General features: G+C 57.5%; 12 protein-coding genes. 9 read left to right on the top strand and 3 right to left on the bottom strand.

Features of this window, described 5'->3' with window-relative positions; all coding sequences use genetic code 11:
- Positions 1–37: 37 nt before the first annotated feature.
- Positions 38–460, bottom strand: a complete 423-nt coding sequence (locus MCACP_RS10375) for a ferritin-like domain-containing protein (protein WP_406676687.1) — start codon at positions 458–460, stop codon at positions 38–40.
- 153 nt (positions 461–613) lie between these two features.
- On the opposite strand from MCACP_RS10375, the gene MCACP_RS10370 reads away from it, so the two are divergent.
- Positions 614–1762, top strand: a complete 1149-nt coding sequence (locus tag MCACP_RS10370; RefSeq protein WP_406676686.1) for a YkvI family membrane protein — start codon at positions 614–616, stop codon at positions 1760–1762.
- 21 nt (positions 1763–1783) lie between these two features.
- The gene (locus MCACP_RS10365; RefSeq protein ID WP_406676685.1) at positions 1784–2041 is read left to right on the top strand and encodes a small, acid-soluble spore protein, alpha/beta type; all 258 of its coding nucleotides are present in this window, start codon (positions 1784–1786) and stop codon (positions 2039–2041) included.
- Here MCACP_RS10365 and MCACP_RS10360 read toward each other — a convergent pair.
- Both MCACP_RS10360 and MCACP_RS10355 read right to left on the bottom strand, forming a co-directional pair.
- Positions 1963–2481: a hypothetical protein gene (locus MCACP_RS10360; protein WP_406676684.1), complete on the bottom strand. Its 519-nt coding sequence runs from the start codon at positions 2479–2481 to the stop codon at positions 1963–1965. The two genes, MCACP_RS10365 and MCACP_RS10360, sit on opposite strands and share 79 nt — an antisense overlap.
- Positions 2481–2804 carry a YtrH family sporulation protein gene (locus tag MCACP_RS10355; protein WP_406676683.1) on the bottom strand — a complete coding sequence of 108 codons (324 nt, stop codon included), beginning with the start codon at positions 2802–2804 and terminating at the stop codon, positions 2481–2483. The genes MCACP_RS10360 and MCACP_RS10355 overlap by 1 nt, the downstream gene beginning before the upstream one ends.
- Before the next feature lie 197 nt (positions 2805–3001).
- Here MCACP_RS10355 and MCACP_RS10350 point away from each other — a divergent pair, with 197 nt between their 5' ends.
- From MCACP_RS10350 to MCACP_RS10320, 7 genes are all read left to right on the top strand, one after another.
- Positions 3002–6550, top strand: a complete 3549-nt coding sequence (locus MCACP_RS10350) for a DNA polymerase III subunit alpha (protein ID WP_406676682.1) — start codon at positions 3002–3004, stop codon at positions 6548–6550.
- A gap of 72 nt (positions 6551–6622) precedes the next feature.
- Complete coding sequence (coaD, locus tag MCACP_RS10345) at positions 6623–7105, top strand: pantetheine-phosphate adenylyltransferase (protein WP_406676681.1); 483 nt, start codon at positions 6623–6625, stop codon at positions 7103–7105.
- A gap of 19 nt (positions 7106–7124) precedes the next feature.
- Complete coding sequence (mtrB, locus tag MCACP_RS10340) at positions 7125–7358, top strand: trp RNA-binding attenuation protein MtrB (protein WP_141262707.1); 234 nt, start codon at positions 7125–7127, stop codon at positions 7356–7358.
- A 5-nt stretch (positions 7359–7363) separates the two neighbouring features.
- Positions 7364–7564, top strand: a complete 201-nt coding sequence (locus MCACP_RS10335) for a glutamate decarboxylase (RefSeq protein ID WP_406676680.1) — start codon at positions 7364–7366, stop codon at positions 7562–7564.
- A 59-nt stretch (positions 7565–7623) separates the two neighbouring features.
- Positions 7624–8583, top strand: a complete 960-nt coding sequence (gene pfkA / locus MCACP_RS10330; RefSeq protein WP_406676679.1) for a 6-phosphofructokinase — start codon at positions 7624–7626, stop codon at positions 8581–8583.
- Positions 8584–8602: 19 nt separating this feature from the next.
- The gene (gene pyk, locus MCACP_RS10325) at positions 8603–10351 is read left to right on the top strand and encodes a pyruvate kinase (RefSeq protein WP_406676678.1); all 1749 of its coding nucleotides are present in this window, start codon (positions 8603–8605) and stop codon (positions 10349–10351) included.
- A 20-nt stretch (positions 10352–10371) separates the two neighbouring features.
- A complete protein-coding gene (locus MCACP_RS10320) occupies positions 10372–11766 on the top strand; it encodes an oxaloacetate decarboxylase subunit alpha (RefSeq protein ID WP_406676677.1) in 1395 nt (464 codons plus the stop codon).
- Positions 11767–11783: the final 17 nt, after the last annotated feature.

Genomic DNA, 11783 nt, shown 5'->3' with positions numbered 1-11783 from the left:
TTAAGTGTGTACGCCCTTTTCAGTAATGCAGCCCTATTTACTTGAAGTAGCGGTTAAGCAGGCCTTCCAGGGCCAGGGCGTGGCGGCCTTCGTCCCGGGAGGACTCGTCAAAGAAGTCGTGGGCATGGTCGATGTTGTTTTCCTTGGCCTTGACAGCGGCTTCGCGCTTGCCTTTGTTGGCTCCCAGTTCGCCGGCCAGCATCTTTTCCAGGTTCTCCTTGGTGCTGGCGCTGATCTTGCCGTTCAGCTCGGCAAAGTGGGCGGCGTGCTCGGCTTCTTCCCAGGCGATTTTCTCCAGGGCCAGGGCCACTTCGGGATAACCTTCCCGCATGGCCTGGCGGGCCATGGCTAGATACAGGCCAACCTCCATGGTTTCCCCTTTGAAATTGGCCTCGACGGCGTCCTCGACTACCGTGCCCTTGGTTACACCCAGTTTGACTTCATTGACCAGTTCTGCCATTACCAATTTCCTCCTTCGATAATAGTAATGGTTACTGTTAATGTTTACGGTTCCATTATATATTTTGTGCCTATTCCTGTCAACCTTTTCATCAAAAAAAATACCAGGGTAAAAGGTTTATTCGCGGCCCGGTTAAAGCATAATAAACTTACCATGGCTAAACAGTATTCGACCTGGCAGATCGCCGCAACCTATATCGGCACCGTTGTAGGGGCCGGCTTTGCCTCCGGCCAGGAGGTGCTGCAGTTTTTTGGCTACTTCGGACTGCGGGGGGTATTCGGCCTTATCCTGGCCACGGCCCTGTTTATCTTTTTTGGCTATACCGTCCTGCGCCTGGGACATCAACTGGCAGCCGAATCCCACCTGGAGGTGATGCACCGGGCCGCCGGCCCCTGGATAGGCCGGGCGGTAGATATTATTACGACTTTCTTCCTTTTTGGCGCCCTGGCCGTCATGGCAGCCGGTGCCGGGGCCATTTTCAGCCAGGAATTTCACCTGCCCCGTTTATTGGGCAGCAGCTTGATGGTGATTATCACCTTAATCACCGTGCTGGCAGGCATCAACAAGGTAATCGGTTCCATTAGCCTGGTAGCACCGGTCTTAGTAGCCTCTGTCTTGGGAATAAGCATACTAACGGTAACTAAAAATCTACCTGCCCTCCTGGCCAACCTTTCCTGGAGCCAGGTTCCCAGGGCTGCTGTGCCCTTCTGGCCTCTGGCGGCCCTGTTGTATGCTTCCTATAACCTGATCCTATCTATAGCGGTCCTGGCCCCCCTGGGAGCCCTGGGCCGGCCGGAGCATCTCCTGCCGGGAGCGACCCTGGGCGGCCTGGGTCTGGGGCTGGGGGCCATGGCCATTACCCTGGCGCTGATAACTACCGCCCCGGCAGTAACGGCCCTGGAAGTGCCCATGCTGCATATAGCCGGCAGTTTCACCCCTCTTTTACGTGCCGTTTACAGCGCCGTCTTGCTGGCAGAGATTTATACTACCGCCGTCAGCAGCCTCTATGGCTTTACCGCCCGTATAGCGCGGCCGGGAGGAAACGGTTTTCGCTGGCTGGCAATCGGAGCCAGCATTGTGGCCCTGGTAGCCTCGCAATTCGGCTTTTCCCGCCTGGTGGCCACCCTTTTCCCCCTGGTTGGTTACGCCGGACTCTTACTTCTGGGGGCGCTGGCCTATTCCGCCTTAAGAGAAATCGGGCTGACTTTGCAGATAGCGCCTGTAAGGCGCCTGGCCCCGGTCCCAGCCCGCAAACTTCTTAAAGAAGCGTATAGATGGGAGAGAAGGAACGGGCGGGAGTAGCAGTAGGGAAGACGATTTAGAATGCAGGTGATTCATATGAGTAAAAAAAGGGAAGATCCGGAAGCCCAGGCTTTAAAACTGGAAGTGGCCGCCGAACTGGGCCTGCTGGACAAAATAGAAAAGGAGGGCTGGGGGGCCTTGAGTGCGGCGGAAAGCGGCAAAATTGGCGGGTTGCTGGCGAAGATGAAGATTGGCTCCGCCTATATGGCCACAGTGGCTGGGCAACCGGCCATCAGGGACACCGCTGAGGACGACGAAGAAGAAGCTGGCAGCCCCTGAGCCTGGACGTGGACAATTACCTTATCGCTGATCAGGAGCAGGGTAACTTTAAGTTTAAACTGGCGGCCGTTCGCCTTGACGGTACGGCCGTCAATCATAGCGGGGACAAGGGCCGGATTTAAACGGCGCACTTCCTGGCCCTTCAGGGGAGCCAGGATGTCCTGGATTTCCCGGGTAAGGGATTGGGTAACGACCCGGCCTTCCACTGCCGGTGGCCTGTCGCCGCTAAAAGTAATCACCGGTTCGATGGCCACAATCACCTGGCGGCTTTCCCGGTCCAGGTTTTCTTTTAATTGGGCCAGTTCTTCACTGGCTGCCGCCAGGCGCTGTTCCAGTTCCGCCCGGGCCAGGTGGAGTTGCTCCTGCTGGCGGGCCAGGAGGAGGTTGGTCAGGCTGGCGCCCAGGAGAAAACCCAGGATAAAAATGGCCAGGTAGCGCATTACTTACCTCCGGCCAGGTTTTGAATGAGCCAGTAACCTACCTGGGCGCCGATAAAGGCTACAATGATAAATAATAGCTGTTTGGCCAGGATGCGGAACTGGCCTTCCAGGAGACCCTGGCCCAGGATTTCGATGGCGCTGAAAGTACCGCCCATGGCGGCGGCAATGGCCCAGATCTTTATTTCCAGCGCCAGGCGGGTCATGGTCCTTAAAGGCGGCTGTCCGACAAGGACGGCCGCCAGGGAGCCGACTACTGCGGCCCCCAGCACGACTCCCAGGGCGGTAAAAAAGATGAGCAGCAACCTGGGGAAAAAACCATCCACTGGGATTATACCTCCGGTTTTGCCCGGCTTTATTTACGCTCGCTCCCCGGCCTTTACGAGCGGCCTGCGGCCATTTTGCCGTTCGGTAGAAGCTCGCGTATTCCAGGTGTCTTGCTCCTATTTATACGGGTGTCGGGGCTAGCCTATGCCAGATAAAAGTAAGAGGAATCTGGGCCTGGATGTAGAAATTACTCCCCATGAATTCCTTTGTCCACCTCCATGTCCACAGTGAATACAGCCTCCTGGACGGAGCCGGCCGCATTAAAGATCTGGTCAGGGCTGCCAGGGAGATGGGCATGCCCGCCCTGGCCCTGACGGACCATGGTGTCATGTACGGGGCCGTGGACTTCTATAAAGCAGCCCGGGAAGAAGGGATCAAGCCTATTATTGGCTGCGAGGTTTATGTAGCACCCCGTTCCCGCCATGACCGGGAGCCCCACCGGGACGACTACCAGTACCACCTGGTCCTCCTGGCTGCCGATGCTACCGGTTACCGGAATCTGGCGGCCCTGGTTTCGGCCGCCTACCTGGAGGGCTTTTATTATAAACCGCGGGTGGACCGTGAACTTTTGAGCCGCCACAGCCAGGGCCTCATTGCTTTAAGTGCCTGCCTGGCCGGCGAGGTGCCGGGCTGGCTTTTAAAGGACCAGGAAGATAAGGCCTATGAAGCTGCTGCCTGGCTAAAGGAGGTCTTTGGCCGCGAGAATTTCTACCTGGAACTCCAGGACCAGGGCCTGGCGGAACAGCGTAAGATAAACCGCCGTCTCATCGAACTGGGGAATAGATTAAGTTTACCCCTGGTGGCCACCAATGATGTTCATTATGTCTCCCAGGACCAGGCTCGCGTCCATGATATCCTCCTCTGTATCCAGACTGGTAAAACCCTTAACGATCCCAACCGCCTCCGTTTTCCCAACACCCAGTTTTATTTAAAAAGCCCTGGAGAAATGGCGGCCCTTTTTACCGAAGTGCCATCTGCTTTGACCAATACCCTGGCCATTGCCGAGCGTTGTAACTTCGACTTCACCTTTGGCCAGCTGCACCTGCCGGCCTACCGGGTACCGGATGGGGAGGATACGGCCAGTTACCTGCGCCGCCTCTGCTATGAGGGTTTCAGGAGGCGTTACCCCCGGGATGACGGTACGGCGCGGCAGCGCCTCGACTATGAACTGGCCATTATTGAACAAATGGGTTACCCGGGCTATTTCCTTATTGTCTGGGATATAGTCAATTTTGCCCGCCGGCGAGGTATCCCGGTAGGGCCGGGAAGGGGCTCGGCTGCCGGCAGCCTGGTGGCCTACTGCCTGGGGATAACCGCCGTAGACCCCCTGCGTTATAACCTCCTCTTTGAGCGCTTTCTCAACCCGGAGCGGGTTAGTATGCCCGATATAGATATCGATTTTTGCTTTGAGCGCCGGGACGAGGTTATTCAGTATGTTCAGGAAAAATACGGCAGGGAGCACGTGGCCCAAATTATTACCTTTGGCACCATGGCCGCCCGGGGTGCTGTCAGGGATGTAGGCCGGGTCCTGGGGATGCCCTTGAGCGAAGTCGACCGGATTGCCAGGTTGGTCCCCCTGGAGCTGGGCATGACCCTGGACCGGGCCCTGGCCATAACGCCAGAACTAAAGGAAAGCTATGAAAGCAGCGCGGCCGTACGGGAGCTCCTGGATACGGCCCGGGCCCTGGAGGGTATGCCCCGCCATGCCTCAACCCATGCGGCGGGGGTTGTTATCACCCAGGAACCTCTAACCCACTACCTGCCCCTGCAAAAAAACGGCGAGGCAGTGACGACCCAGTTTCCCATGCAGGTAGTGGAAGAACTGGGCCTTTTAAAAATGGATCTCCTGGGTCTTCGCACCCTGACGGTAATCGACCGGGCCCGCCGGGCAGTCAGGCTGAACTACGGCCGCGACCTGGATCTGGAAAACCTGCCCCTGGATGACGAGGCTACCTACCGGCTCCTGGCGAGTGGAGAAACCAGCGGCATCTTCCAGCTGGAAAGCAGCGGCATGCGGGCCATCTTAAAGGAATTAAAACCGGAACGTTTTGAGGATATTGTCGCCCTGGTAGCCCTATACCGTCCCGGCCCTCTGGGTAGCGGCATGGTGGAGGATTTTATAGAGCGCAAGCACGGCCTAAAGCCCATTACTTACCTCCACCCGGCCCTGGAACCCATCTTGAAGGATACCTACGGCGTCATTCTTTACCAGGAGCAGGTCATGCGTATTGCCAGCGAACTGGCCGGCTTCACCCTGGGCCAGGCTGACCTCTTACGCCGGGCCATGGGCAAAAAGAAGCCGGAGGTCCTGGCGGCCCAGCGTGAGCATTTCCTGGCCGGCGCTGTCAAAAAAGGCCTTCCTGAGGAGATCGCCCTCAAAATCTTTGAACTCATGGAATACTTTGCCGGGTACGGTTTTAATGCCAGCCACTCGGCAGCCTATGCCCTGGTGGCTTACCAAACGGCCTATCTCAAGGCCCATTATCCGGCGGAACTGATGGGCGCCCTGCTGTCCAGTGTGGCCGAACACCTGGACAAAATGGGGCCTTATCTCACCGAATGTCAGCGTCTGGGGATCAAGGTCCTCCCACCTGATGTCAACGAATCCGGTGTGGATTTCACCATCGCCGGCGGGCGCATCCGCTTCGGCCTGGCAGCTGTAAAAAATGTCGGCCGTGCCGCCGTGGAAGCCATCATTGCCGCCCGGGAGGCCGGTGGTCCCTTTACTTCTCTCCTGGACTTCTGCCGCCGGGTGGACTCAAGGCTTGCCAACAAAAGGGTGGTTGAGAGCCTCATCCGTTGCGGCGCCTTCAACTCCCTGCACCCCAACCGGCGGCAACTGCTGGCTATCCTGGATTCCTGTTTTGAGCTGGCGGCCCAGCGCCAGGAGGAACGCCGCAGCGGCCAGATTTCTTTACTGGATATGGTACCGGAAGAAGTTAACGAGCCGCCCCTGCCCGATCTGTCCGATTTTTCCCGTGCCGACATCCTGGCTATGGAAAAGGAACTCCTGGGCTTCTACTTAAGCGGTCACCCCCTGGAGCCCTATGCAGAAACCCTGCAGCAGATCGTTTCCCATACCCTGGCTGATCTTTCCGAAATACCCGACGGCAGCCAGGTTGTCCTTGGCGGTCTGGTAAGCGGTTTGCGTCGCCTGGTGACCCGCAAGGGTGAACCCATGGCCGTCCTCACCCTGGAGGATTTCAGCGGCCAGGGGGAAGTCGTCCTTTTCCCCCGTGTCTACAACCAGAGCCGCACATGGCTCGCCCCCGACCGGGCGGTTATTATTTATGGCCATACTGATAAACAGGAGGAAGGGGTCCAGGTCCTGGCCGACCAGGTTAAACCGGTAAGGGTAGGCCCCGGCGAGGCGGGAACACCGGCCGGCGGTCTTCCGGTCGAGACGTCGCCGGCCGGAGCAGTGGGCCGGGAGCGGGCATGCGGCCAGGAGACAGTGGCAGCGCCGCCTGCCCATACCGGCAGCGGGAAGGCGGGGGAGCGCAGGTCCGGCCGGCGTTTGTACCTGAAGTTGACGGACAAAGATCAGAGGGAAGCCCTGCAGGATATTTTGACGGCCTTTCCAGGTGACTGCCCGGTGTACCTGCACTTGAGCAGCGAGGGGCGGACTTTTATTCTTCACCGCCGGCTGTGGGTTGAACCGGTTCCGGCCCTGCTGGCAAGTTTGGCCCGCCTGTTAGGTGGGCAAGATAAAGTTAAATTAGTACCGGAAAAATTGATAAATTAAAGTCTCTTTAGCAGGAATATCAATGGAGGAGTGGAATTAGCTAAAAATAAGGAGAAAAGGGGGTGATAGCCGTTGAGGGTGGCTGTATATCCAGGTACCTTTGATCCTATCACCAACGGGCACCTGGATATCATCCGGCGGGCCATCGGGATCTTTGACCGGGTGATTGTAGGCGTTGCTGCTGATAATTATAAAGAAACCCTGTTTTCCCTTGAGGAAAGGGTAAAATTAATAAAAGCTGTTACCAGAGATTGGCCTGCGGTTACGGTCAAAGCCTTCTCCGGGCTGCTGGTTGATTTTGCCCACCAGGAAGGGGCCGTGGCCATCGTCAGGGGCCTGAGGGCTGTTTCCGACTTTGAATATGAGTTCCAGATGTCCATCATGAATAAAAAACTGGCCGGCGACCTGGAGACTGTTTTTTTAATGACGGCTACCGAGTACTCCTTCATCAGTTCAAGCATTATTCGCCAGGCAGCCTCCCTGGGGGGGTGCATCCGCGGCCTGGTACCGCCGGAAGTGGAGCGGGCCTTATTACAACGTTACGGATTTTTGTAAAAGGAGGTGGAGGTTATAAATGGAGGTTAGGGACAATGTGACCGCTGCCGATTTTATTGCCATTAAAGCCCTGGAGAACGGAGTAACCATCATTGGCTTGACGCGGGGCAAGGATACCAAATTCCATCACTCCGAAAAACTAGATAAAGGAGAAATCATGATTGCCCAGTTTACCGAGCATACCTCTGCTATGAAAATCCGCGGCCGGGCGCTGGTGCTCACCAAATACGGGAGTTTAGAAGCGGGGGAGTGAGCGGTATGTGGACGGTGATCTACATTGCGTCCAACCGGAAACAGGCCTTGCGCTTGAAAGAGATTTTGACCAGGGAGGGTATCATGGTAAACTTGCGGCCCATTGGCTCCTGCCAGATGGAAGACCTGGCGGGGTACGAACTCCTGGTCCCCGAATCGGAAGCCGAAGAAGCCAATGAAATATTAAATACGGCCCTGGTACGATAATAAAACGGCGGGGATATATATACTTCCGCCAAACTATGTAATTTTGAGGAGGGAACTTGTTGCGGACCATAGGAGTACTGACCAGCGGTGGTGATGCCCCGGGAATGAATGCGGCCATCAGGGCGGTAGTCCGCCAGGCTGCCGCCCTGAACATGGAGGTAATCGGCATTGCCCGGGGTTACGCAGGATTAATCCAGGGTGACTTTCGCCGCCTCAATACCGGTTCGGTGGCCGACATTATCCACCGGGGAGGTACTATTTTATTAACGGCCCGGTCAGAGGAATTTCGTACGGAAGCCGGGCGGGCTATAGCCCTGGACAACCTCAGGCGGGAAGGCATTGAAGGCCTGGTGGTCATCGGTGGCGATGGTTCATTCCGTGGCGCTGTCCACCTGGCGAAAAAAGGAGTACCGGTAGTCGGCATTCCCGGCACCATCGACAACGACATAGCCGGTACCGATCATACCATTGGCTTCGATACGGCGGTCAATACGGCCGTGGAAGCCATCAACCGTATCCGGGATACGGCAACTTCCCACGAACGGATTTTTATCATTGAAGTTATGGGACGCCATTCAGGCCAGATTGCTCTGGCAGCCGGTATTGCCGGGGGCGCCGAATCCATCCTGATACCGGAATATCCCGTCGATTATGACCAGGTGGTCGAACGCATTGAGCGGGGCCGCCACCGGGGCAAGCTCCACAGCATTATTGTGGTAGCTGAGGGTGTGGGTAGTGCCCTGGAAGTTAGCCAGGAAATCGGCAAGCGCACCAAATTGGAAAGCCGGGTAACAATACTCGGCCATATCCAGCGGGGAGGAGCGCCAACAGCCTTTGACTGCCTGCTGGCCAGCCGCCTGGGCGCCTACGCGGTAGAGCTGCTAGCTTCCGGTGCCAGCGGCCGTATGGTGGGTATCGCGGCCAATGAACTGGTAAACCGGGATCTAGAAACAGTCCTCCAGGAAAAAAAGACCATCAATCCTGATTTATACCGCCTGGCCGAAGTGCTGGCTTTGTAAGGAAGTTAAGGAGGCAGCTATGCGCCACACCAAAATTGTATGTACCTTGGGCCCGGCGAGTTCCCGGGTTGAGATTATCAAAGAAATGATCCGGGCGGGCATGAATGTAGCCCGTTTCAATTTTTCCCACGGCAGCCATGCCGAGCACGGCGCGAGGATGGCTGCCGTTCGCCAGGCAGCGGCGGAACTGGGTGCCAGGGTGGCACTGCTGCTGGACAATAAAGGCCCGGAAATCCGCCTGGGGGAGATCCGGGGCGAGATAACCCTCAAGGATGGGGACGAAGTCATCCTGACTACGGAACCCATTATCGGCGATGCCCGCCGCCTGCCGGTAAGCTTTGCCGGCCTGCCCGGAGACGTCCGGCCCGGCCAGACAATATTATTAGACGACGGCTTAATTGAGCTAGAAGTACTGGATACAACCAGCACCGAAATTCGCTGCCGGGTTCGCCATGGAGATGTTATTTCCAGCCATAAAGGTGTTAACGTTCCCGGAGCCGAGATAAGCCTGCCGGCCCTAACGGAACAGGACATTAAGGACCTGGAGTTCGGCCTGGAGCAGGGGATAGATTTTATCGCCCTTTCCTTTGTCCGTACGGCTGCCGACGTCATGGCGGCGCGCAAAGAGCTGGAGAAACGCGGCGCCAGGGTGGCGCTTATTGCCAAGATCGAAAACCGGGCCGGTGTAAACAACCTGGAGGAAATACTCCAGGTGGCCGACGGGATCATGGTGGCCCGGGGTGATCTGGGAGTAGAAATCCCGGTAGAAGAAGTACCCCTGGTCCAGAAAAAGATTATTGAGGCCTGTAACAGGGCCGGCAAGCCGGTAATTACGGCCACCCAGATGCTGGAGTCCATGATCCATAACCCGCGGCCCACCAGGGCCGAGGCCAGCGATGTAGCCAACGCCATTTTCGACGGCACCGATGCCATTATGCTTTCCGGGGAAACGGCCATGGGCCGCTATCCGGTAGAGGCGGTGGCCACCATGGCGCGCATTGCCCGCCGGGCGGAAAAGGAATTGCCCTACCGTGACCTTTTGCTGAAAAAGGGACTGGCCGCCGAACGGACGGCTACCGATGCCATCAGCCATGCCAGCTGTACCATCGCCTTTGAGCTGGGTGCGGCAGCCATCATTACCCCAACAGCTTCCGGGTCTACGGCCCGGCAAGTGGCCAAATACCGCCCCCGGGCCCCCATCCTGGCTACCAGCCCGGATGAAAAGGTGCTGAACCAGCTCTGCCTGGTCTGGGGCGTTGAACCCTTGCTTGTCGAGCCCACCAGCGGCACCGATGAAATGGTCAACGCGGCCGTAGCGGCAGCTATACTTTCGGGCCGGGTCAAACAGGGCGACCTGGTCGTCATTACCGCCGGTGTACCAGCCGGGGTGCCCGGTACGACCAACCTGCTCAAGGTACATATCGTGGGCGAGGTGCTAGTGCGGGGCCGGGGGATCGGCAGGGAGGTGACCAGCGGCCCGGTGCGCCTGGTGAAGACGGCGGCCGAGGCCATAGCCAGGGTCCAAAAGGGCGATATCCTGGTTACAGCAGAAACCGGACCCGATTTCCTGCCGGCTATGGAAAGGGCAGCAGCCATTATTACCGAGGCCGCAGGCTTGACTTCCCACGCAGCCGTCAATGGCTTCAGCCTGGGAATCCCTGTCGTGGTGGGAGCTAAAGGTGCAACCCAAAAGCTGGCCGACGGTATGATTGTAACTGTTGATGTTGTCCGGGGCCTGGTCTACCGCGGCCAAACACGGGTTTTATAATGTGGGGGAGGAGGAAACTTATGCCCCGGAAGGTGGGTATAACAGATACGACCCTGCGGGATGGCCACCAGTCGTTGCTGGCCACCCGGCTCAAAACAGAGGATATGCTCCCCATAGCGGCCCAGATGGATGCTATCGGCTTTCATTCCCTGGAGGTTTGGGGTGGCGCCACTTTTGATGCCTGCATGCGTTTTTTAAATGAAGACCCGTGGGAACGCCTGCGGGCTTTACGTCAGGCCATGCCCCGTACCAGGTTGCAGATGCTTCTCCGGGGGCAGAACCTCCTGGGTTATCGCCATTATGCCGACGACGTTGTTACCGAATTTGTAAAAATGAGTATAAAAAACGGCATCGATATCTTGCGCATCTTCGATGCCCTGAATGATGTCCGCAATATGGCCCTGGCTATAAAGGTAGCCAAGGAAGAAGGCGGCCATGTCCAGGCTACTATCTGCTATACCCTGGGGCCCGTTTATGACGATGAGTATTATTTACGCCTGGCCCGCAACCTGGCCGACCTGGGCGCCGATTCCCTGTGCCTGAAAGATATGGCCGGCCTCCTCACCCCGGCGGATGCCTACCGGCTGGTGCAGAAAATTAAGGCCGAAGTAGACCTGCCCCTCCAGCTTCACTGCCACTATACCAGCGGCATGGCAGCCATGACTTATCTCAAGGCCGTCGAAGCCGGCGTCGATGTCCTGGATACGGCCATGTCTCCCCTGGCCCTGGGCACTTCCCAGCCGGCTACCGAGACCATGGTGGCCGCCCTGGCCGGAACTCCATGGGATACCGGCCTCGAACTGGATAAACTCGCCGAAATAGCCGCATATTTCCGCCAGGTTCGCAAGAAGTACCGGGAATTTGACGTAAGCGACGGTACCGTTGACGCCAACGTACTACGCTACCAGATCCCGGGCGGAATGCTTTCCAATTTTATATCCCAGCTGGCCCGGCAGAATGCTCTGGACCGCCTGCCGGAAGTGCTGGCCGAAGTACCGCGGGTAAGGGCCGATCTCGGCTACCCGCCCCTGGTCACTCCCTCCAGCCAGATGGTTGGCGCCCAGGCAGTATTGAATGTCCTGGCCGGGGAACGCTACAAGATGGTCACCAGGGAGGTCAAGGATTACCTGCGGGGCCTTTATGGCCAGCCACCAGTACCGGTCAATGAAGAGGTCCGCCGTAAAATCATTGGTGACGAAGAACCCATTACTTGCCGCCCCGCCGACCTGCTGGAACCCCAGCTGCCGGCAGCCCGCAAGGAGATAGCACCCTACATGGAGAAGGAAGAAGACGTCCTCTCCTATGCCATCTTCCCGGCAGTAGCTAAACAATTCCTGGCCGAGCGTCTGGCCGCCCGTACCCGGGTGGATTACGAACTGGTAGCTGCGGCCAGGGAAGCATATTACCCGGCATAAATTAAAAAGGAGGAGAA

It is taken from the genome of Neomoorella carbonis (genome assembly GCF_045278715.1).
Lineage (GTDB): Bacteria > Bacillota > DSM-521 > Neomoorellales > Neomoorellaceae > Neomoorella > Neomoorella carbonis.
Note: the sequence above shows the minus strand (reverse complement) of the source record. Positions and strands in the feature narration are given on the sequence as shown.

What these genes read in the sequence shown, in the direction of transcription:
- MCACP_RS10375 (WP_406676687.1), bottom strand. Translation starts at nt 460, where the DNA reads ATGGCAGAACTGGTCAATGAAGTCAAACTGGGTGTAACCAAGGGCACG.
- MCACP_RS10370 (WP_406676686.1), top strand. Translation starts at nt 614, where the DNA reads ATGGCTAAACAGTATTCGACCTGGCAGATCGCCGCAACCTATATCGGC.
- MCACP_RS10365 (WP_406676685.1), top strand. Translation starts at nt 1,784, where the DNA reads ATGCAGGTGATTCATATGAGTAAAAAAAGGGAAGATCCGGAAGCCCAG.
- MCACP_RS10360 (WP_406676684.1), bottom strand. Translation starts at nt 2,481, where the DNA reads ATGCGCTACCTGGCCATTTTTATCCTGGGTTTTCTCCTGGGCGCCAGC.
- MCACP_RS10350 (WP_406676682.1), top strand. Translation starts at nt 3,002, where the DNA reads ATGAATTCCTTTGTCCACCTCCATGTCCACAGTGAATACAGCCTCCTG.
- mtrB (WP_141262707.1), top strand. Translation starts at nt 7,125, where the DNA reads ATGGAGGTTAGGGACAATGTGACCGCTGCCGATTTTATTGCCATTAAA.
- MCACP_RS10335 (WP_406676680.1), top strand. Translation starts at nt 7,364, where the DNA reads ATGTGGACGGTGATCTACATTGCGTCCAACCGGAAACAGGCCTTGCGC.
- pyk (WP_406676678.1), top strand. Translation starts at nt 8,603, where the DNA reads ATGCGCCACACCAAAATTGTATGTACCTTGGGCCCGGCGAGTTCCCGG.
- MCACP_RS10320 (WP_406676677.1), top strand. Translation starts at nt 10,372, where the DNA reads ATGCCCCGGAAGGTGGGTATAACAGATACGACCCTGCGGGATGGCCAC.